Genomic DNA, 21,609 nt, shown 5'->3' with positions numbered 1-21,609 from the left:
TGAAAACAAAAAAGGGCCGGTCCGAAGACCAGCCCGTAAAGTTTTAGGAGAGGATGCCTGAAAGGCCCGCTCTCTATGAAATGTTAGCGCCACCAATCGCAAGTGCGAACGGCGGCGCCCCGGTTGCAAATATCGCAATCATATGACCGTCGCGACCCCTGGCGGCATATGTTCAACGCGTCAGCTTCTTGTACGCCAGCGCAGTTGGCCGATCGGCGGCGTCGCCCAGGCGCCGCCGCTTGTCTTCTTCATAAGCTTCGAAATTGCCTTCGAACCATTCGACATGGCTGTTGCCTTCGAAGGCCAGGATGTGCGTGGCCAGACGGTCGAGGAAGAAGCGGTCATGGCTGATGACCACGGCGCAACCGGCGAAATTCTCGATCGCTTCTTCCAGCGCGCCCAGCGTTTCGACGTCCAGATCGTTGGTCGGCTCGTCGAGCAGCAGCACGTTGCCGCCCTTTTTCAGCATTTTGGCGATGTGGACGCGATTGCGTTCACCGCCCGACAGCTTGCCTACATTCTTCTGCTGGTCCTGCCCCTTGAAGTTGAAGGCGCCGACATAGGCCCGCGTTGACATGTCGTGGCCGTTGACCTTCACATAATCGAGACCGTCGGACACTTCTTCCCAGACATTCTTCGACCCGTCGAGATGATCGCGGCTCTGGTCGACAAAGCCCAAACGCACAGTCGAACCGATGTCGATTTCACCGGAATCAGGAGTTTCCTGGCCCGTTATCAGCTTGAAAAGGGTCGATTTGCCAGCGCCGTTCGGACCGATCACGCCGACGATGCCACCCGGCGGCAGCAGGAAGGACAGATCCTCGAACAGCAGCTTGTCGCCGAATGCCTTGCTGATATTCTTGAACTCGATCACCTTGCCGCCCAGACGCTCCGGCACCTGGATGACGATCTGCGCTTTGCCAGGCGAACGGTTATTCTGGCCGGCAACCAGTTCCTCGAACTTCTTGATACGCGCCTTGGACTTGGTCTGGCGGCCCTTGGTCCCCTGACGAATCCATTCCAGTTCGTCGTTGATCGCCTTCTGGCGGCCCGTGGCTTCCCGGTCCTCCTGCTCCAGACGCTTGGCCTTCTTCTCCAGATAGGTGGAATAATTGCCTTCGTAAGGGAAATATTTTCCGCGATCGAGTTCCAGAATCCAGCCCACGACATTGTCGAGGAAATAGCGGTCATGGGTAATCATCAGGACGGAACCGGCATATTCCTTCAGGTGATTTTCCAGCCAGGTCACGCTTTCGGCGTCTAGATGGTTGGTCGGTTCGTCGAGCAGCAATATGTCAGGCTTCTGGATCAGCAGGCGGGTGAGCGCGATGCGGCGTTTTTCACCGCCCGACAGACTTTCGACCGACCAGTCCGACGGCGGGCAGCGCAGCGCTTCCATCGCCAGTTCAAGCTGGCTGTCGAGCGACCAGCCGTCGACCGCGTCGATCTGCTCCTGCAATGTGCCCATTTCCTCCATCAGGGCGTCGAAATCGACGTCCTCCGGCGGATCGCCCATGATGGTGCTGATTTCATTGAAACGATCCAGCTTGTCCGCCGTCTCGCGCGCGCCGTCCTTCACGTTTTCGAGCACCGTCTTTTTCGGGTCGAGCTGCGGCTCCTGCGGCAGATAGCCGACGCTGATATTTTCGCCCGGCCAGGCTTCGCCGGAAAAGTCGGTGTCGATACCAGCCATGATCTTGATGAGCGTGGATTTACCCGCGCCGTTCGGGCCGACGATGCCGATCTTGGACCCGCGGTAGAATTGCAGGTTGATATTGCTCAACACCGGCTTGGCCGCGCCGGGGAAGGTCTTCGTCATGCTCTTCATGACATAGGCATATTGCGAGGAGGCGGACATGTTCGGGCAGCTCCAACGGTAGGATAAGAGGATTTGGCGCGGAGTTAGCGGAGGCGGGACGCATTGGCAAATGGGTGATGGCCCGCTACGCTTCCACCCATGCAGAAAATCCGATCGGGCACGCTCGCCGCCCTCCTCCTTGGCAGCATCTTCACCCCCGCCCTGTCCCACGCCGCCCCGGCGGACAGCGCCGCGATTCGCGATGCGGCGCTGAAGGACGATGTCGCCTTCGCCTTTGCCGAAGGGCTGACGACCGAAGTCGGTCCCCGCCCCGCCGGCACGCCACAGGAAGCGCGCGCGCGCGATTGGGCAGTGGCGAAATTGAAGGCGCTGGGCTTTTCCAACGTACGGGCCGAAGCCTATACCATGCCCGTCTGGGTGCGCGGCCATGATGAGGCGCGCATCCTCTTCCCCTTTCCGCAAAATCTGGTGCTGGCCGCGCTGGGCAACAGCGGATCGACCACGGACGAGGGGATAGAAGGTGAAGTCGTCTATTTCCCCACCATCGCCGATCTGGAAGCTGCGCCCGCCGCCAGGGTGAAGGGAAAGATCGCCTTCGTCAGCCACGGAATGGAAGCGACGCAGGACGGCTCCTCCTACGGCTATTTCGGCGCAGCGCGGCGGCAGGGACCAAGCATCGCATCGAAAAAGGGCGCGATCGCCATACTGATCCGGTCGATCGGCACCGATCATCATCGTGTGCCGCATACCGGCGTGCAGATGTGGGCCGACGGCGTGACGCCGATCCCGGCCGCCGCGCTGACCGTGCCGGACGCCGAACAGCTCGCCCGCGTGATCGCGCGCGGCCAGCCGGTGAAGGTGCATCTGACGCTGACGTCCAAAATGTTGAAGGACCAGCCATCGGGCAATGTCATCGCCGAAATCCCCGGCAGCGATCCGGCAGCCGGGGTCGTCGTGGCCGCTTGTCACCTCGACAGTTGGGACCAGGGAACCGGCGCGATAGATGACGCCACCGGATGCGGCATCGCGGCGGCATCCGCCTTGCAGGTGGCAAAGGCGGGCCAGCCCCGGCGAACCATCCGCGTCCTGATGGCGGGCGCCGAAGAAGTCGGCGGCGATGGTGCCCGCGCCTATTTCAAGGCGCACGGGACCGAAAAACACGCCCTCGCCATCGAATCGGATTTCGGCGCGGACCGGGTGTGGCGCGTGGATTTCAAATTGCCGCAAGGACATGAAGCGCTAGCCAGGCGGATAGCCGCCGCACTCGCGCCGCTGGGCGTGGGGGCCAGCGGGCAGGAGGCGGGCGGCGGGGCCGATATCGCACCGCTGGTAAAGGCTGGGGTGCCGGTTATCGACCTGCAACAGGACGGTACGCGCTATTTCGACCTGCACCACACGCCCGACGATACGCTGGACAAGGTCGATCCGGTTCAGTTGCAGCAGAATGTCGCAGCCTGGGCGCTGACGCTGGAGGCCATCGCCAATGCAACAGAATCCATGGGCGTTAACTGAACTTTTATAGTAGACAACGCTCTGTCGCGTGATTCCTTCGTTTCACCGGCGCAGAAAAGCATTGATTTGTGCATCGCACACGTTAATGCGGGTCGCTCGCGTAGGGTCACATGTAAAGTGCCTGACGCGGCAAAATGCTATGGGAGCCGTACACAATGAAGAAGATCGCTGCTGTTTTCGCTTCGGCCAGCCTGATGGCCCTCGCCGCTTGCGGTGAGAAGCCGGCCAACGAGACCGCGAACGCTTCGAACGCCGTCGTCGAAAACGTTGTTGAGAACGCGATGAACGCTTCGGACAACGCCATGAACGCCGCGAATGTGGCTGAAAACGCCGCTAACGCTGTGAACGCTGCGAACGCGATGTAATCTTCGCATTTGCGAGATTCTCGAAGGGCGGGCCTTAATGGTCCGCCCTTTTTGTTTGTGCCGATGCGATCTGGAACGAGCGCCTGACGGAACATCCGTGGCTCTCCGCCGCTTTTATGACCGACGACACGGGAGAGATCGACATGGGCAAGGGCATATTGTTGTGGCTGCTGGGCGTGCCAATTCCCATCATTCTGCTTTTGTGGCTTTTCTTCCACTGACGGGGCGATGGCGATTGACGGGACGCGCATTCCCCCGCTAAGGCCGCCGCTCGTCGGGGAGTAGCGCAGTCTGGTAGCGCGCCTGCTTTGGGAGCAGGATGTCGCAGGTTCGAATCCTGTCTCCCCGACCACTTTATCGCAACAACGACGGAAATCCGCCTTAAGGCGTGGCTCATCGGAACGCACCGATCACATGATCAGTGCACATAACGGTGACACACGCGGAAAGGTGAATACCCATGTGCCGCACCCCGTTTACCGCCCGCATCCATGGCCGGTATGTTTTTCGGCGCCGCGTTCATTTCCGAAATATTATCTCCAAGCCCCTACCCATCGCGCTGCAGACCGCCGATCCGAAGGTGGCCCGCAAGCGCGCCGCGCTGCTCTCTGCGCGCTTCGTTCTGGTGAAGGGGGAAGTTGACGCAATGCTGGAAGGCGGGAGGTCCCTGACGGGCCCGGAAATTGAAGCCTTGTTCCGCCAGAAGCTGGAAGAGGAACTTAATTTCTACGTGAACAGCGCCTATGAGGACGCCAGTTGGTCGTCCTCCGTTCCCGATGTGGCAGCGGAGGAAGCCGAAGCCTATCGCATACTGCGCCTTCCCAATCGGCATAACGGCATGACCGATGGGGACCGGGCGAGGCTCCATGCGCTGGGCATGGAAAACGCCATTAGCTCGATTGAAGAATATATGGCGCAAATCCGCGACATGCTCGACGATGAAAGCATCGCTCGTCGCCTCGCCGCCATTGGTGCGCCGACGCACTCTCAGAATATCGCCGCCGCCCGCGGGCACATCATCCGTGCTGGCGCTGTTGCCTGTTCCCGTGTCGCCGCAGTGTTCGACGATGCGACCATGGACGCCCCTGACCCGATCCGCGCGCTCATCGCCGACCTTGGCGAGCCGACGCCGGAGGTCAAGGCACTGCTTGGCCGAACCAACCCGGCGGCAAATATTCCGGCCGCCGTTGCTCCGGTATCGCCCACTGCCCAGTCGGAATGCCTCTTCATGATATATGACGACAGGCGGTTCGGTGATGTCATCGACGATGTCATCGCAGAGCTGAAGGCTGACGGTGTCTGGAAGGGACAAACCCATCAACAGCGACGGATCATGGAGACGTTCGCCTGGATCACCGGCAACCGCCCATTGGGCAGCTACAATCATATGGATGCGCCTAGGTTTAAGCAGGGTATCCAGAAAATGCCGACGTCATTTCGCTTCGGGAGCCTGACAGAAGGCGCGATGTCGCGCCCATTCGAAGATGTGGTTGCCGAACTGCCTGCACTCGCCCCCGGCGATCGCCGCAGCAATAAGACAGTGAATCGTGATCTGTCCTTCATGGCAACTGTCAGTAAGCATTTGGGCAAGACCGCCTGGAGGCCAAAGGTCCCCGGCGCGCAGATCATGGATTTCAGCGGGGTACGCATTGCGATCAAAGCGGAGAACAGCGCCGACCTGCGGCCTGCCTGGACACGGCCACATATGGAAATTCTTTTCCAGTCACCCCTGTATCTCGGCGGTGGGGGAGCCCTTCGACGCCTTAAGCCGGATGGACCTGTCGATCATGTTTGGCATGACGCTGCCTATTTTGCGCCGTTGATATGGTATTATACCAGCGCCTGTCGCGAAGAGATTTGCGGTCTGGAACTCGCCGACCTCACCGTTGATCATCAGACGCCTTATATCGAAATCCGCGACAACTTAACCCGTGGACGTGATGGGGAGAAGGCCGGTGAAAAACGCGCGGCACGCCGTCGACATCTGCCTGTCCATCCAGAACTGATACGGCTGGGGTTCTTCGATTATGTCGAAGCCATCAGAAAAGAAGGTCATGTGGCTCTGTTTCCGGAGCTCTATCCAGTCGCCGCTGAAAAGCGCGGCGGGGCGTTTTTCTACGAACGCGCCTGGCAACATATGGTGGACTATATCGAGGACCGGCTGCCTCTCCCGATTAGCGAAAGGGGCAAGGGGCCCGACATTCACTCCATCCGGGCGCTGGGATCGAGCTTCTACGAGATTGACGGAGTGAACGAAAACATTCGTGCGGATGTCATGGGACACGCCCGTCAGGGCACAAACGGCAAACATTATAGCAAGCGCATACAGACAGAGGGCCTTGACGTCGTCTTGGCCGAACGCCTGATCTTCATCGAGAGATATATTCCAGTCATCACTGCTAATGTTGCTAACGCTCCCATCCGCTTGCTCCCTTTGGAGAAACGGTCGCGGGTGGGATCTTCGCGCGAACGTAAGGAACGCAGCGATGCGGGGCACACTCGTCGATCGTTATGATGTCGACGTCAGACATGCGAGATGCTTGCCTGAGAGCCTGTCTTGAATCTGATGCGTAACGAGCGATACGCCTGATGAGGACGATGGCAGCGGCGGCGTAGAGAAGCGCGGTAGCGGATTTGATAGTCCGCTCGAAGTCTTTAGCCAGGCCACAATTGCGGTTGGCCATTGAGCGAGCCTGACGCCTGACCCAAGCCGATAATTGGATTGCAAAGACAGTCCATTTGCAAGTCCTGCAGGAACATAATTTGAATTCTGGCACACTGTGGCAGCCCCTCGACATCGGGTTCATTCGCATGTCGAGGGGGGAAAGCCTTATTGTGTCAACGATGGCCGAGAGCGGTTCGCGAGGAAGCCCGCGCGCAAAAGGTCGCGCATGGACGAACAGCGCCGCCGCCAAGCAAATTCCATCCGTTTCTGCTGCGCCCAACTACCGATCCAGTTTGGGTGCCGGCGTCCATGGCGTTTGTCATGGCGCCAATAACGGGCAGTCACGATCGAGTGCATATGGGGTTTGATGATCCAATCCCCGTCGTCGCCTTCAACGGAGTGGATCGCCCACGCGACCGCTGCACCTTGCTGAACGAGTTGGCTGTGTAGAAAACCTTCGCAGAGCCAGCGCCAGTTCTCAGGGCGAACATCAAGCGGGATTTCCATTAGGACGTGCCACGCCGCCACGGCGGTGGGATCGCCCGTCGCGACGGTGACGGCATCCGCCTCAGCCCAGATTTTATAGGGATCGCTTGCCGCCCAGACTGGTGCACTGGCGGGCAGCAGCAGGCCCGACCCCTTGAGTTCGAATCGCCGCTCAGCGAAACGGGTGGGCATGGAGCCGAACCTGTCGACGGGATCACTGTGGCGCCATATATACGCAACATTGGCAACCGCGGACTTATAGGCCGGCACACGCCCGCAGTATTGCCATTCCTCGCTGATTGGCCTGACCTTGAAATCCGGCCATTCGATCCGGGATATGCTCCGGGGACGAACGACCACTTCCCGACGAGCCTGCCGGAGTTGATCCTGGGTGATAAACATATTGGTCTCCTAGAAACGCCAACGCCGCCCACGTGGGGCGGCGTTGGAGAGCGCCATGCGGACGCGGATGGGGTTTATGTGACGATTTAGTTGGTCACCCTGATCGCCTCGACCGGAATGGCGGCAGCGAAGGGCTGCCCTTGCGGCACGAAGCTGTTGCCCGCCAAGGCGAGACCATCCGTTTCTTCAGCCATTTTGCGCCAACGTTTCCATGCGATCCAATGGCCCCGGGCAAGCTTTTGGCGCGGCGGTAGCCTATCGCTGACCAACTGGTTTCGCGCGTCGATGCGCCAGCGCTTGCCACCTTGCAACAAATCGACTGGCGCACCCTCGCTGGCTGCGTACAACTGACATCCCGGCATCCATTCGACACAGTGCGGAAGATGCACGACCAGCGATACCATGCACGGCTCCGGATCATCCAGTTCAGTAAAGGTCAGATGCAGCATGTCTTTTTGCATCTCTGTCGCGAGCTGGGTCAGATGCAGGATATCATCCACGTCGCGCGGGCCACTAGTGCAGAAGGACATGGTGTGGCGCGTGGGCTCGTAGGGTGGATAGCCCATTAGTGTCCGCAGTGCCAACGCCCAAGCTTGACCACGTGCGAGATAGGGATGTGTCATTCAGATACTCCAACTTTGAGGTGACGGCCTACTGGCCCGGGATTTTCAATTTTCCGCTCTCTCACGGATCCCAATTTCACCGCTTTGTACTCAGGCCTGGCCCGGCCCGCTCTTCACCGACTGAATGCTACACCGGCGACGCATCCAATCTCGTGTCGCCTGTTCTGCTACCATGCCAGGTGCCTTTTCCTGCCGGACGAACGCCAGCCAGGTGCCAATCGCCTCGGCCGCCAAGCCATCACGCACGACATCGAGCCGTCCATCGCCCCAAGACTTAAGTAGTACATCCGGGGCCATGCTTCGCGCCGTGGCGGCCTCTCCCGACATACCGGGCGCGGCGGCGACGCTGCAATCTATCGATAGATCCACGACATTGTTGCGGAGCGCTCGCGCGAGCCGCTGCATGAAATGCTGCGCGATCGCAGGGTCTGCATGAGCTGCTGCATTGATCAGGGTTGGAACAACGCGCTTATCAATGTTCCAACCAATCACTGTCGTGGCTAAAGGCAGTCGGTCTGCGAGCCAAAGAAGCAGGTTCTGCTCCTTCTCTCCAGCCCTGACGGCGGCAGTCTCGGCGCTAAATCGCCAGCGAGAGCCGTCGTGCGTGGCGATCAGTAAGCCAGCCCCGATGAGATAGACCTCTGGCGCATCGCTACTGACGGTCGGCGGTACTGTGATGGTGGCAGCGGCAACAGATACGAAGGTAACATTATTGTCAGTCATGGATATGTCCTGCTTCAGGCACACGCCTTTGCGTTCGGAAGCGACCGAACTGAGACACGCGTGCAAATGGGTTTTCGTGGGACTTGCGATTAGCGGGCGGAAAATGCCGCCTCGTCCTGCTCGCGCTTCAGCCGCAACTCGGCTTCAGCGAGGGCGGCCGCTGCTCGCAATGCAGGTGCGCGGGAGCGCGCCCATCTCGCGGGTCGGCATGTTGCGAAGGACAGCAAATGTCGCAGCCCCGGTTCGCCTTCCAGCCAGATAGCTAGATCAGCGAGTGGCAACACCAGTTGCCTCTCATGTCCTTCGCGCCAAGCGGCAGCATGCAGATGCAAAATGTACGTCGCGATGACGTCCTCCTGCACATAGGCCTTGACCGCTGCCACATTCCCCGACCTCCATAAGTCGGCGACATCGCCACCAGTAACGGACGTCTTCACTGGTATACTGAGCGCTCGACACAGTTCAGCCAGAGACGTGCCCGGGCGGGCGCCAAACACGTCCAGCAGATCGAGATGAGCGACATCGAAGCGACTGGACTCGGCCTGACGGGCAATGTTGCGCAGGTCAAATAGGCCGTTACGTTGCGCCTGAAGGCGCAGGACGGCATTATCGAAATTACGGCCGTTCAGTGAGACGCCCATACCGCCAGGGGGTAGCAGACTATCAACCTTGCGATAGAATTCAGCCTCACGCCCTTCGCGGCACAACAGCGTGTCGAGCTTGAATCTGTAGCCCACTGGCGACCATTCGGCGGTCAGGAACGAGCCTGCCACTGGTCGGTGCCGTGGCCACGGTGGGAAGCTTCCATCCTGCATTTCCTGGTCCGTGATGGTTTCAAGATCATAGCATACGACATGTTCATAAGGATAATGGACTGGCTGTTTTTGCCACCGCATAAATTTTCTCCATGGGGACGCGCCGCCGGCTGGCGGTCACGAACCGGAGCCGCTGAGGCGGCGTCATGCCAATTTTCCCCACCCGTATCCGGTCATCGAATGCCTCTGCAATTGGTGCAAAGTCACAAAATCGTCCGGTCAATTACGACAGCGTGCAGTTAACGCGACCAAGTCGGAGGTCTGTGCGTCGCAACGAAATTAGCGCCTCCGTAGGATGGCAAGGCCCAAGGCTCGCTGATGCGAGCCGCCCAAAAATCACCGTTGAACGGCAACCGAAGCAATTCCGTGAAGGAAAAGCGGAGGCACATGAATTTCGCGCAGGCGGAATTCCGCAAGTTAATATGAAAGCTATGCTTCATATTAACGGTATTGCGCCTATTTCTCTCGGGTCCGTCGCCGAAGGTCATCGGCACCCTTTTCCATCATCTAAGGAAAAATTTTTCGCCGTCTTGGACGACGGCATCAACAGCACCGTGCGAAATCGATTGAACGAGTTCGCTTAACGCGGGGCAGCGACCATCCTACAAAGACCTGGGTACATCATTTTATGGTGAGGCCTTATGCTGGATGAACTGCTTAAACTAGCCGCTGCATATCTTGAAGCCGAAGAGGCTGACATCGAGAAGTGGCGGACCGAAACGGCGTTGATGACGGACAATGACGATGTCGGCCTGACCAGGCGCAGGCAGTTGAGTAATCCTACGAAATCCGCAACGCCGATCGACCAGCAGATCGACATGCTTGAACAGACCTATTGGAACATGGAGAAAAATGGCGCCGACACCATCCGATCAGCAATGATAAAGTTGTTGGCGCTCGCGCGCCAGAAGGACAAAATCGCAGCGCTGAAGGAAACCCGTCTGCGCCAGCGGGAGCGTCCAGTGATCACGGGCCAAGACGAAGATGGCATTCACGATGAATTCGTCAGGCATATCGACCGGCTGCTATATTTCGGCGTCGGCCATTCGATGATGCATAAGGTCAACGAAGATGAGGTAGCCATTATTGCGGACTTGATACGCTGGAAGGCTCAGGATCCAACATGCGACGATCTTGAAAACCCTTGGACCGACGCGTTTGCCGTCTATTCCGGCAGGACGATGGAAAAATTCGAACCCGGTCGCCGACCGTCCCGGAGGTCGACTTTGGGCGCGCCGCCACCGGAGCGACCGGAACCAGGTTCAACCCGATATTGGCGGTTCAAGAAGACAAGACACCTTGCGTCCTGGCTCCGATTTGCGCCCGTCGCCACGCCTGCACCCGTCGCCACGCCTGCGCCCGTCGCCACGCCTGCGCCCGTCGCCACGCCTGCGCCCGTCGCCACGCCTGCGCCCGTCGCCACGCCTGCGCCCGTCGCCACGCCTGCGCCCGTCGCCACGCCTGCGCCCGTCGCCACGCCTGCGCCCGTCGCCACGCCTGCGCCCGTCGCCACGCCTGCGCCCGTCGCCACGCCTGCGCCCGTCGCCACGCCTGCGCCCGTCGCCACGCCTGCGCCCGTCGCCACGCCTGCGCCCGTCGCCACGCCTGCGCCCGTCGCCACGCCTGCGCCCGTCGCCACGCCTGCGCCCGTCGCCACGCCTGCGCCCGTCGCCACGCCTGCGCCCGTCGCCACGCCTGCGCCCGTCGCCACGCCTGCGCCCGTATCAGATGCCAGCGGGCAATTGGTCACAGTCGCCGACCGTCAAGGCCAAACAAGCCTCTACCTTCCAATTGCGAAAGAAATAGTCGCAAAACGGGTCGATAAGATCTGGGAAGCGCTTGGTTTGTCCGAAGGCCCGCATTCTCATATGATCCTAGACAATGCTTTTGATGAGATGCAGGGAAAGGCGGGTCATTTACTATACTATCGGGACATTGAGGCAGCGATCACGTCCAGCTACGACCTCGTTAAGTTGAACAAATTCATTGAAGGTGAAGAAATTTCGCTGTCATCAAAATTGGAAAGCGAAGTGATACTTCGCCAGAAGTTGCGGGAAGAAGGGTTCGATGTCCCATTCCCGCGTTTCAATTAGAAATAAGGACGTCATCTAAAAATTCCGACCCTGGGATTACACCGGACAGCATCAACCGGTCTCTTGCTCGTGTCGCAGCCACGTACAGCAAATGCCGTTCCGCGTCCTGGATCGCCTCAAGGTCAGCCATGTCGCCTATATCTTGAAGCCGGTCCGGATCAGGAAGAACATCCTCATCCAGAGCCATGACTGCTACAGCCCGAAATTCAAGGCCTTTAGCATCATGCATCGTCATGACCGCAACGTTTGCGCCGTCGAAGTTAACGGCCGCGCGACCGCGGTCCAACTGCTGCGCACCCCGCACCAACACGGCCAATTCAGATGGAGGCATTCCTTCATCTAATCTATCACGCACCCAAGCTTCGACCGCCACCGCTTCCGCTTTGGCATCTTCGAACAGCGCCATGACCGGATCAGGCCCGTCGAATACGGATACGGTGCCGCGCCGACATTCCTCGATCCCGTCCTGATCGGCGATCTCGCCGGCCAGTAGCCGGTCGGCGGCGCGGCGGATTTGATGCGATGTCCGATAGCAGACCTTCAGCACCTGCGCCCGACCGCGCACATCCAAACCGAGCTTCACCCAGGAGAATGGCAGGTGGAAAATGCGCTGGCCAAGGTCGCCAGTGAAAAACAGCGCGTCCGCCGTACCCGCGCCACCCACCGCAGCCAGGAAACGTGCCTGCGCCACCGACAAATCCTGCGCTTCATCCACGACCACATGGGTGAAGGGGAGACGCCCGCCATCCTCGACCCACCCGGTCAGGCGACCATAGATGTCGGCAGTCGTGACGACACCGCGCGCTGCCAATCGTTCGCGGACGAAAGCGAACACGGCCCACGCGCTCTCCCGCTGTTTGGGCCCGAGCCGCGTCCTGCGGCCGATGCGTGGCACGGCGGCATACGCCTCGGCATCGTGGAGACCCCAGGCATCGACCAGTTCATCCCATTCTTCGTAGAGAAAGGCGGGGCTGTGCCCGGCGCCAAGGCCACCCTCGGTCGCGGCTTTAATCGCTGCTCGCACCTGCGATGCTGTTGCCAAGTTTGGCGGCCCAAGGCGCTTGCGTAAAGCTCATATGCGGCCTGATCGATGGCGCGTACGGTGAGCCGGGTGCGCGTGTCCGGCAAGGCCTGGGTAATTAGTGCGGCCTTGGTCGCAAGACTGGCGGCGAGCGGCTTCGAGAAGGTGGTGAGCAGCACCTGCGCGCCCGCCCGGCCGGCGAGATGCACGGCGCGGTGCAGGGCGACGATAGTCTTGCCTGTGCCAGCCGATCCCGACACGCGCGCCGGTCCCTTCCAGTCGCGCGTCACTGGCGCGCGTTGCGCGGGATGCAGGAACACCGCCCATTGTGCGAAGGGCGCGTCCAGCGCCGCCTTGAGCTCCTCAACCCCATCGACCGCGCGGAATCGCCGTTGCGCATCCGGATGCGCGAACGGGTCGGCTCCCGGACCGGCCTGAAGCGCGACATGATCCTGAAGGCGCCCGCCGGTTGCAAAGTCCAGCAGTGCCTCGGCCGCTTCGTCAGGGAGAGACGTAAAAAGACCATCGACGCTGGCTTCGTCGGCCGACCGAACAGCGTCCAGCCAGTCGCGCGGCACGCCGACGTTCAGCAGGTCGTCATCGGAAAGCTGAGCGAAGGGGCGATGGACCGCGACCGGCGCGGGCGCAGCGTCTTCAACCGTCTCGGTGTAAACGAGACGCTCTTCGGTTCGCTCGACGATTTCGACCAATTGCATCGCGCCGGTGCGTTCATGCGGCACCAGTCGGCGCCGCTCCGCCCAGCGATAGGCATCATCGTGATGCCCGACCCATGCCAACAGGGTATAACCGCCATCCTTATGCAGGACGATCCGGATGTCCTGACTGACACGGGCAGTCCAGAAACCAGGTGCCGCCTCGACACGGTGAAGCGACAGGCCATTACCGCTCTCGTCCTGCGCAAGATCAAAAGCAGTGATCTTCACCTGCTTCTGCTCGGCGACAGTCAGGCGATCGAGCGCTTTGGTAAAGGTCGAGGCGTAGAGTAAAACCATACTATTCCGCAAAAGTCCCCTTTACCGTAAGCGTAAAATTCGTTTTCTTCTCAAATTCTGCTCCGACGTTCAAACCAATTACCTTGAAATCAGCGCTTGCTTGGGAGGACAACTTCATATCTCGATCAAGGTCCACTCGAAGGTGAAAGTCCTTTCGGCCATATTCAAGCCGACTCTCTACAAGAGCTCTCCAAGATGCCTCTCTTTCAAGCCACACCAAATTCGGAGCGAGAACCGGGTCTCGTCCATGCGACGTCCCACTCCGCTCAAAGCGCTTTGCCCGAGCCCGATGCAGTTCAGCCTCCATTTGAGCCTTCTCGCCCTTTTTGAAGAAGGCTCGTCGCTCGGCACCACCGCTTATCTTGCCGTGAACATTCTCATCGGTCTGAAAGACGATCTCGTACTGCCTCGCACCAAGTGAATTTAAAATCCTTTCTAGTTCGCTGAGCTTATGATCAACCATGTCATCGTTATACGTCTCGACAGAAAAATAGGTTCGATCATCAAGTGGATTTGCTGCATAAGCTCTGCCAACCTCTGGGCATCCACCAAGAAATAAAAAGTTTCCAGCTTCTCTCATCGGCATGGCCTGAATAAGCGTTCCGGCTTTCTTTGTTTTAATTTTCTTATTTTCATTCCATTGGTGGAACAATTTTATTACCAGAGAGCTACCAGCGCGCGCCAATGGCCCGCCGGGAATTACTAGAGGAATTACATCCCAGACCAGTCCACCGTATTTCCAGTTAGGTGCCTCATCTTTGGATTTGTCAAACTGGTCATCACTGACCACAGCAATATAGCGCCTTTGAGACAATGGTAGCTGTGACGGCGACTGGACCGCATCTACAATTCGTTCGCTGCCATTCATATCCAAGTCAGCCATCAATTAATCCCCACGACCTTCATCACCTCGTCGCCAAGGTGGTTGATGACCTTGACCGCTACCCGCCCACTGGTCGGCTTGGGGAAAGGGCGCGAACGTGTCCGCTTCAGGCTTTCCCACGCATCCGCGTCGATCTCCGCCTTCAGTGTCGTCTTGAGCGCCTTGTACGGATCGTTCGCGCCGGGGAAATAGGCGTGGCGGACGAAGAAGCTTTCGTAATTATAATCAGTGTCGATGAACCAGACGGCGATGTCGTCCGCGTCGCTGCCGACGATCTCGCCGCCCTTGTACATGTCGATGCCAGCCACCTCGATGCTGATGCAGCCGTCAGCTTCCTCATGCACCTGGATGTCCGGCTCGCCGAAGACGGTGAACAGGTTGCCTGCGCCGGTATTGGCGAGGTCCGGCATGTGCAGGTCCGGGTTGATCCGCGCCTGCAGCACGGTGAGCGCGCCCATGCGGTCGAATTCGGAGGCATGGGCGTCGAAGTTGAACGAGGCGGCGATCAGCAGATCGAAGCCCGCCTCCATCGCCTCGCGCGCAGCGGCGGTCAGGTCGGCGCGGGCGACTGTACCATATTCCGGGCCGACCAAGATCGCGGCGCGGCGGGTGGGACTGTCGGCCAGCGTGTCGCTTTCGCCTTCCGACGCCTGCCGCACCGCGCCCTCGGCGCAGATGAAGCGGCCGGGCCAGGGTTTGAGCGAAGAAAAGACCAGCCGGTCCACCTTGTCCCGCTGCTGCACGCCGGAGCGTTTGAGGTTATCCAGCACCATTTCGGCGAAGTCGGCGCTTTCTGACGCCGCCGCGCCCTGCTGACGCCGGCCCTCGGCCGCTTCCAGTTCGTCGAACAGGCTATCGTCCACGTCCATGGCGGGGACACGGTGGGGCGACAGGCTCTCGACCGTGAACGGCCCCGCGACGCGTACGCGGCCCTTGTCCTCATAGGGCTGGTCATAGAGATATTCGGTGTCCGCCTTGGCGGCGATGGACGCGTCGATCTCCTTCTGGCGGGCGATGCGCGCCTGCCACCACGCAGCATGGGGCTGGGCCGCGGCGGACTGCTGTGCGGTCAGCGCGCGCGGGATTTCCCATTCCTGCCACGCGGTGCCGAGCGCGGTGTTGATCGCATCGCGCAGCGGCTCCAGCTTCGCCTGATAGCTTTCCCAGATCGTGTCGATCTCGGCATTGTTGGCGATCGACTTGAGCGTGATGTGCGGCACACGCTTGTAGATGAAGCCCTGGCGCAGGCGGCCATAGGTGGGCGTGTCGGCAGGGACTTGGCGCGTCACCTCGCCCTCCTTCACCTGACCCTCGCGGCTGTCGGCGAGCAGATACCAGGGATAGCGCGCGCCCATGATCCGCGCGCGGGCGAGCGCCAGCGCGACGCGGCTGGTGTCCATCGTGATCCAGCGGCGGCCCCATTGCTCGGCGACATAGGCGGTGGTTCCCGACCCGCAGGTGGGATCAAGGACGAGGTCACCGGGATCGGTGGTCATCAGGATGCAGCGTTCGATGACACGAGTAATTGTCTGAACCACATAAATACGCGGATCGCCAAATCCGCTGCCACCAGCATCCATCCAAATGTTTGTGAGTTCGGTGACCGGCCAATCTTCATGCAGCCGACGATATTCGAGTGTGTTCCCGACAAGTTCGAGCCGGTCGCTCTTCAAAAGGCGATTTAACCCTGCTTCGGGCGTTTTCCATTGTCGCGTCGATCCTGGATGCCTGAACTTGCCCTCAAACTCGAAATCTATCGTTGCGGTTCGACTAAACCCCTGTCGCCGGAGGTCCGCAGTCCGGTATGGAATATGGGTTGACTGCAACTTTCCAATATCCGCAAGTTCTGTAGCGGAGAGTCGTCGGGTGCTTCGATCTACTATCGACAGCGCTCGGTCGTATTGTAGTCCGGCCCCCGCACCAACGTCTTTGTCGAGGAAGAGGTTTCGCCCCTTCATCTTTGAAATGTCTTTAACTGCCCAGAGGATGTAATCCGCTTGCGGTTTCAAAACCGCCGCAGTGTCTCCCGCGGTTTTCCGAATGGTGATTGTCCGGAAGAAATTATCCGGACCAAACACCTCATCCATAAGCGCACGCACGCGATGCACATTTTCATCGCCGATCTGCACGAACACCGATCCGCTCTCGGTCAGCAGGTCGCGCGCCACCGTCAGCCGGTCTCGCAGGTAGGTGAGGTAGGAGTGGATGCCGTCCGCCCAGGTGTCGCGGAACGCCTTCACCTGTTCGGGCTCGCGGCTGAAATGATCGGCCTTGCCGTCCTTCACGTCGCGGCTGGTGGTGCTCCACTGGAAGTTGGAGTTGAATTTGATGCCATAGGGCGGGTCGATATAGATGCACTGCACCTGCCCCTTGAGCCCCTCACGCTCGGCCAGGCTCGCCATCACCTTGAGGCCGTCGCCCAGGATCATGCGGTTCGACCAATGCTGGTCATGCGCGTAGAATTCGGTGCGCTGGTCCGGCTCGATCCCGTTGAAATCGGCGAACAGGTCCGGCGCCGCCTCCGGCTCGGCGCGCCGCTGGCTGGCGCGTTTCAGGTCCTCGACCAGCGCCTTGGGGTGGATCTTCTCCTGGATGTAGAGCGGCGGCGCCTCGACGATCAGGTCGGACCAGTCCGCCATATCCTTGCCGCGCCACACGAGCTGCGGGTCCAAGTCCGGGTTGCGCCGCTCATAGGCCGCGCGGATCGGCGTCTTCACCTCCGGCGACACGAACGCCTCCAGCTCCGCCGTCGGCGCATTGCGCCGCGTCGCCTCGTCATGGGTCAGGGTTTCAACGGTAAGCGGCTTCTTGGCCATTAGTTTCGATCCATAGGGGCTTGATAATGGGCAATGTCGTGGGTCTTGAGCAGTGTCGCGATTTCACCGGGCAACGGCATTTCCGTGACCAGCATGGCGCGAACGGAGCCACTCTGGCGGATGTCCATCGCGTCTAGGACAGCACGATATTTGATGCACTGATAAACGCCGCGGCGAAGGTCGATCAGGTTTGAGTCCCGCGATTTGACTTCGATCGCTATGACCTCGTTCTTGAGATTGAATACCGCATCGACACGATCGGCAGAGTCGAGGACAACCTCAGTTTCCGTTGTGGCACCGGCAAACTGTCGACGGATGAAAGCGGGATTGTCACATACCCACAGCCGAAGCGCTTTATGGTGCGGTCCTTCACCACTGCGACCGTAGCGCAAACCGTCTTCCTCGGTCCCCGCTTTACGCCTCTTGCGATCGTCAGCGATCTGACGGTCTGCCAGTGGTTCTCCGTATGCCGCTTCGAATAGCCTTTGCCACTCGGCCTCTGGCGTTGCGTAAACTTCGCCCGCCGCCTTGTCGAAAGTGCGTCGCCACAGTTTGTGATACATGTTCTTCGCGTTGTCGAGGCGCAGGAGCGGTTCCTGAAAGCGATTGGCCAGATAACTGCCAGCGCCGTCGCTCGGCAGTTCCGTCGCCTGCTCCACCAGAAGCACGTTCAAGAGCGGAGCCTTGGGATCAACGCGGATGAGATTGTCGATCATCGTGCCGGCGACCAGACCGGTCCGCCCTGCTCGCGCGATCCGCTCGAAACCGACTTCCTGCTCAAGCCGCAGCTTTGCCTCGCCATATGTCAGAAAGGAATTGTCCAGCGCCGCTGCAACGAGCCACCGCATTAGCGCCTTCGTCGCAGTATCCGCTGACAGGTTTTCGTTGGTTTGCTTCACGACGGCTCTCCCTCACCCACACCGTCCAGCCATGCCTCGACCTTCGCCGCAAACTCGGTAGCGATGGTCCACACGTCGGTGAATTCCGCGAAGCCCCAGCGGCCATGCTCGCCCAGCGCGTTCACGCCCGGCACCCAGAGCGTGCGCATGGTTTCTGCCTTGTCCTTGTCGTCCTCGTCGCGAGCGCCCTTGATCTCGACCACCAGGTTGAGCGGGCTTTCATCGCCGTGGCCGTCATCGATCCGCAGGATGAAATCCGGGCGGTAGCGCCGCGCTTCGCCCCCGGCGCTATAGGGCACTTCAAAGCCTAGGTTGTGATTCTTCACCCAGGCCAGCACGCGCGGATGCTTGTCTGCGACGCGGCAGAATTCCGCCTCCCAGTCGCTGTCGATGACAGCATAGTTGATATGGCATCGGTCGCTCGTTTCGTACCGGTCCTTGCTGGTCATGAAGCTGACGTTTCGGCTGCTGCCCTCCCGATTATAGGGATCAAGCATGGCGATAACGCGGCCGCCGCCTTCGTGCCCGCGCGTAATGGCATTCATAATGCGATCGGCAACACGATCGGCGATATTGTAATAGAGCAATTGGGCTGGCTGGGTGCCGCCAGCCAGCACCAGATGGTCCGCCATCCACGCACGGACGATCGATTTCGCCTGAATGATAAGGCCGACATTGGGCCGATCCCCGGCGTTGGTCATGCGGCGCTTTACGATCCATTCCGCAAGCTTCAGATGGATCGTGGCGGCTCTGGTGTCGGCCAGATGCTCGATCTTCAAGTCAGCCGACTCACCGATGATGCCAGAATTGACCGTTTCTGTGGCCCCCACCAGATCCGGCGTCAGTTGCAGCGTCGAGTCGTCGGAGAATGATGCGGTCAGTCGCTCGCTCGGCAGTTCGGTGCGATAGCCCTCTACCCGCGGATATCGGATTTCCGACATGTCGCGCGCCGGACTGATCGCGTGCACGCGCTCCATATTGTCAGGGGGTGACGGCTTCGAAATGACCGGCTGCGCGGTGAAGTCAAACGGAATGCCCAAGACGTCGGCATATTCGACCTTGAACTTACCCGCGTCCGGGCCTTCCTCCAGCAATTTGTAGGACTGGCGGCGCAGCGCGCGGCCGATGACTTGCTCGCACAGCAATTGCGTACCGAAGGCACGGATGCCCAAAACATGGGTGACGGTATTCGCGTCCCAGCCTTCGGTGAGCATGGACACGGAAACGACGCAGCGAATGCCTTCGCCAAGTTGACCCTTGCGGCCGACGGTGTTCATCACCTCGCGCAGGATGGTGGCATCGTCGACCTTTTCAGCGGCGACGCGATCACCGGTCCGCTGGATCAGTTCGTCCTTGAACCGGGCGATTTCCGGTGCCGCGGCTGCCCGGAAATCTGCGCTGATTGACTCGCCCGAATCCACCTGTTGACTGTCGATCTGCAGGGTGCGCATGCGCGGGATAGCAACACCGTCAGGATCGAAGTTACGAAATAGCGGGCACTTGCCGGCGATGAGGGACTTATTGCCGTCCGCATCTTCGATTTCGTAACCCGCAATATAACGCGTCACGAGTGTCGATGTGGCAATGTTGTTGCAAACCACGATAAACACGGGATCCACCCCGATCCCAGCGTCGCGCCAGGCCGCGTGGGTCGTGACATAATGCCCATAAAGCGCATCAATGGCGGTCAGCAATTCGTTAGGCAGCTTCTGCGGATCAAGATTTTTGGCTCCGCCGCTCTTTTTTGGCAATTGCTTGCCGACATGATCCCACAGATTGCGGAACATGGGCGTATCGCCGCCAGGCACATTATCCATCACCGGAACACGCGGCAGCTTCACAATTCCGCACTCGATCGCGTCCATCAGACTGAAGTCCGACATTACCCAGCCGAACAGCGAGCCTTCCCGGTAGCCGGAGCCGCGCAGGAAAAAGGGTGTGGCCGACAGGTCATAAACCATAGACACGCCCAGTTCGCGCTTCACCGCTTCGATGCCGGAAATCCAGAGGCGGGCAGCCTCATTTGCTTCCTTCGCTTCGGCCAGTTCATCACCCTTTAGCGCCTTCTGCTCCTCATCGGACAGCGGCCGCTCCCGGTAGCAGTGGTGGGCCTCATCATTCAGCACGACTATGTTCGTCAAGCCCATCAATTCCCCCGCCACGCGGCGGATCATTGCACCGTCGCTCTCTGGCTTGGGTTTCGTGCGCAACGCTGCCTGCAGGACCTTGTTGAGCGACACCTCATCCTTCTTCTTGAAGGCATGGTAATTGGTGATGACGATCTTTGCTCGACCGAGATCGAGCAGCATGTCTTCAGGTACGATTTCCCGGCTTTTGTAATAGCTTTCCGGGTCATTCGGCTGGAGAACGCGCAGGCGGTCCTTGATCGTGATGCCGGGCGCGACGACCAGAAAACCTTTGGTGAAACGCTTGGCGTTGGGGTGCCGGACAGCATTCAGGGTCTGCCATGCGATCAGCATGGCCATAACGGTCGTCTTCCCGGCGCCAGTCGCCAGTTTCAGCGCCATGCGCATCAATTCCGGATTCGATGCTGCGTTGGCCGCTTCGAGATGGGTCCAGAAACGACGCCCCTGCGATGACGAACGAGGCGCGACTTCGGTCAGCCAGATCACCGTTTCGACCGCCTCTACCTGGCAGAAGAATGGCCTCTGGTTCGCGAAAGGATGGGTCCGCCAATGACGGAGCAGCCGGGCTGTGGTCGGCGTCACCTGCCACTGGCTTTCAGGCAATGTGCGCCAACTCTCCACGGCGGAACGAATACCGTTGATTACTTCGGTCGGATTATATTCCTGCCCGGTTTCATCCGCCAGCAGATCGGCTTGCACAGCCTTTCCACGGACCTTCTTGGCCTTTGGGATCGGCGAGACAAGCGCGCTCTGGCGACGGCGCGACACAATGACGCTGGTGGGTTGCCCATTGGGATCAAGTTCCCAATGCTTGGTTGGCTCTTCATACGGCGAATTAAGGATAGGCGACTGAAAAAATACTTCACTCATGCGTCCTCACCCCATCGCCTTCCGATTCTATCCCGCCCAGATCGTTCATGAATGGTTCTTCATCCCCGCCAGGGTCAAGCACTTGATGTCGATAATCTATTTATAATGGCTGCAAAATTGCAGCGCTGCGGCGCAGATCACATCCAACAGGAAAATCGATCGACTCCTAACTGAACGATCAGGTCGCGGATGTCCCATCTCAACCCGTAGTTGAAGCGGAAATGAAAATTTCTGACCTCGCATGCAGGGTGATTGCTATGGTGCCGCAAGTCGAAGAGCGCAGCAGAATTACGGCCAAAGGCCAGACCACCGTGCCGATAGCCGTGCGTCTAGCGCTGTGTGTAGATGTCGTGGTGAAATCGCCTTTATCGTGGGTGATGACGGTGTCAGGGCACGCGGGATGGGACACCAAACGGTAAGCAATCGCATACTTTGAGTATAGATTTAAACGTCCAAA

Annotated in this window: 18 protein-coding genes, 1 tRNA gene and 1 pseudogene; 6 read left to right on the top strand and 14 right to left on the bottom strand. The window is 59.6% G+C overall.

Features of this window, described 5'->3' with window-relative positions; all coding sequences use genetic code 11:
- Positions 1 to 172: 172 nt before the first annotated feature.
- Positions 173 to 1,858 (bottom strand): energy-dependent translational throttle protein EttA, encoded by a 1,686-nt coding sequence (ettA, locus tag sphantq_RS17685; protein WP_129926158.1) that lies wholly within the window; start codon positions 1,856 to 1,858, stop codon positions 173 to 175.
- 99 nt (positions 1,859 to 1,957) lie between these two features.
- Between ettA and sphantq_RS17680 the strand changes: the two genes are divergently transcribed.
- The 4 genes from sphantq_RS17680 (at position 1,958) to sphantq_RS17665 (ending at position 6,211) form a co-directional block, all read left to right on the top strand.
- Positions 1,958 to 3,331 (top strand): M20/M25/M40 family metallo-hydrolase, encoded by a 1,374-nt coding sequence (locus sphantq_RS17680; RefSeq protein WP_129926159.1) that lies wholly within the window; start codon positions 1,958 to 1,960, stop codon positions 3,329 to 3,331.
- 155 nt (positions 3,332 to 3,486) lie between these two features.
- Complete coding sequence (locus sphantq_RS17675; protein ID WP_066605281.1) at positions 3,487 to 3,696, top strand: hypothetical protein; 210 nt, start codon at positions 3,487 to 3,489, stop codon at positions 3,694 to 3,696.
- A 275-nt stretch (positions 3,697 to 3,971) separates the two neighbouring features.
- Positions 3,972 to 4,048: transfer RNA gene (locus sphantq_RS17670), tRNA-Pro, on the top strand.
- A gap of 108 nt (positions 4,049 to 4,156) precedes the next feature.
- Complete coding sequence (locus sphantq_RS17665; RefSeq protein ID WP_272799134.1) at positions 4,157 to 6,211, top strand: hypothetical protein; 2,055 nt, start codon at positions 4,157 to 4,159, stop codon at positions 6,209 to 6,211.
- A 52-nt stretch (positions 6,212 to 6,263) separates the two neighbouring features.
- Here sphantq_RS17665 and sphantq_RS17660 read toward each other — a convergent pair.
- The 5 genes and pseudogenes from sphantq_RS17660 to sphantq_RS17640 form a co-directional block, all read right to left on the bottom strand.
- Positions 6,264 to 6,377 (bottom strand): annotated as a pseudogene (locus tag sphantq_RS17660) (IS5/IS1182 family transposase); the annotation flags it as partial.
- A 149-nt stretch (positions 6,378 to 6,526) separates the two neighbouring features.
- Positions 6,527 to 7,249, bottom strand: coding sequence for a MobA/MobL family protein (locus tag sphantq_RS17655; RefSeq protein ID WP_272799133.1), 723 nt, complete (start codon positions 7,247 to 7,249; stop codon positions 6,527 to 6,529).
- An 86-nt stretch (positions 7,250 to 7,335) separates the two neighbouring features.
- Complete coding sequence (locus sphantq_RS17650) at positions 7,336 to 7,872, bottom strand: hypothetical protein (RefSeq protein WP_272799132.1); 537 nt, start codon at positions 7,870 to 7,872, stop codon at positions 7,336 to 7,338.
- Between the two features lie 90 nt (positions 7,873 to 7,962).
- Positions 7,963 to 8,595: a hypothetical protein gene (locus sphantq_RS17645; protein ID WP_272799131.1), complete on the bottom strand. Its 633-nt coding sequence runs from the start codon at positions 8,593 to 8,595 to the stop codon at positions 7,963 to 7,965.
- 89 nt (positions 8,596 to 8,684) lie between these two features.
- Entirely contained in the window at positions 8,685 to 9,491 is an 807-nt protein-coding gene (locus sphantq_RS17640) for a hypothetical protein (protein WP_272799130.1), read from the bottom strand.
- Positions 9,492 to 9,556: 65 nt separating this feature from the next.
- Here sphantq_RS17640 and sphantq_RS17635 point away from each other — a divergent pair, with 65 nt between their 5' ends.
- Complete coding sequence (locus tag sphantq_RS17635; protein WP_272799129.1) at positions 9,557 to 9,994, top strand: hypothetical protein; 438 nt, start codon at positions 9,557 to 9,559, stop codon at positions 9,992 to 9,994.
- 288 nt (positions 9,995 to 10,282) lie between these two features.
- On the opposite strand, the gene sphantq_RS17630 is transcribed toward sphantq_RS17635, so the two are convergent.
- Positions 10,283 to 10,423 (bottom strand): hypothetical protein, encoded by a 141-nt coding sequence (locus sphantq_RS17630; RefSeq protein WP_272799128.1) that lies wholly within the window; start codon positions 10,421 to 10,423, stop codon positions 10,283 to 10,285.
- 152 nt (positions 10,424 to 10,575) lie between these two features.
- Positions 10,576 to 11,121 (bottom strand): hypothetical protein, encoded by a 546-nt coding sequence (locus tag sphantq_RS17625; protein ID WP_272799127.1) that lies wholly within the window; start codon positions 11,119 to 11,121, stop codon positions 10,576 to 10,578.
- A gap of 31 nt (positions 11,122 to 11,152) precedes the next feature.
- On the opposite strand from sphantq_RS17625, the gene sphantq_RS17620 reads away from it, so the two are divergent.
- Complete coding sequence (locus sphantq_RS17620) at positions 11,153 to 11,503, top strand: hypothetical protein (RefSeq protein ID WP_272799126.1); 351 nt, start codon at positions 11,153 to 11,155, stop codon at positions 11,501 to 11,503.
- Here sphantq_RS17620 and sphantq_RS17615 read toward each other — a convergent pair.
- From sphantq_RS17615 to sphantq_RS17590, 6 genes are read right to left on the bottom strand one after another with little or no spacing between them, the layout of a single operon-like run.
- Positions 11,496 to 12,338, bottom strand: a complete 843-nt coding sequence (locus sphantq_RS17615) for a 3'-5' exonuclease (protein WP_272799125.1) — start codon at positions 12,336 to 12,338, stop codon at positions 11,496 to 11,498. The genes sphantq_RS17620 and sphantq_RS17615 overlap by 8 nt on opposite strands.
- Positions 12,266 to 13,537 carry a UvrD-helicase domain-containing protein gene (locus sphantq_RS17610; protein WP_272799124.1) on the bottom strand — a complete coding sequence of 424 codons (1,272 nt, stop codon included), beginning with the start codon at positions 13,535 to 13,537 and terminating at the stop codon, positions 12,266 to 12,268. Before sphantq_RS17610 ends, sphantq_RS17615 begins: the two co-directional genes overlap by 73 nt.
- A 1-nt stretch (position 13,538) precedes the next feature.
- The gene (locus tag sphantq_RS17605; protein WP_272799123.1) at positions 13,539 to 14,420 is read right to left on the bottom strand and encodes a hypothetical protein; all 882 of its coding nucleotides are present in this window, start codon (positions 14,418 to 14,420) and stop codon (positions 13,539 to 13,541) included.
- Positions 14,420 to 17,236, bottom strand: coding sequence for a site-specific DNA-methyltransferase (locus sphantq_RS17600; protein WP_272799122.1), 2,817 nt, complete (start codon positions 17,234 to 17,236; stop codon positions 14,420 to 14,422). Before sphantq_RS17600 ends, sphantq_RS17605 begins: the two co-directional genes overlap by 1 nt.
- Positions 17,236 to 18,135: a hypothetical protein gene (locus sphantq_RS17595; RefSeq protein ID WP_272799121.1), complete on the bottom strand. Its 900-nt coding sequence runs from the start codon at positions 18,133 to 18,135 to the stop codon at positions 17,236 to 17,238. The genes sphantq_RS17600 and sphantq_RS17595 overlap by 1 nt, the downstream gene beginning before the upstream one ends.
- Positions 18,132 to 21,152, bottom strand: coding sequence for a BPTD_3080 family restriction endonuclease (locus tag sphantq_RS17590; RefSeq protein WP_443021507.1), 3,021 nt, complete (start codon positions 21,150 to 21,152; stop codon positions 18,132 to 18,134). The genes sphantq_RS17595 and sphantq_RS17590 overlap by 4 nt, the downstream gene beginning before the upstream one ends.
- Positions 21,153 to 21,609 lie beyond the last annotated feature (457 nt).

This window comes from Sphingobium sp. AntQ-1, assembly GCF_028538045.1.
Lineage (GTDB): Bacteria > Pseudomonadota > Alphaproteobacteria > Sphingomonadales > Sphingomonadaceae > Sphingobium > Sphingobium cupriresistens.
Note: the sequence above shows the minus strand (reverse complement) of the source record. Positions and strands in the feature narration are given on the sequence as shown.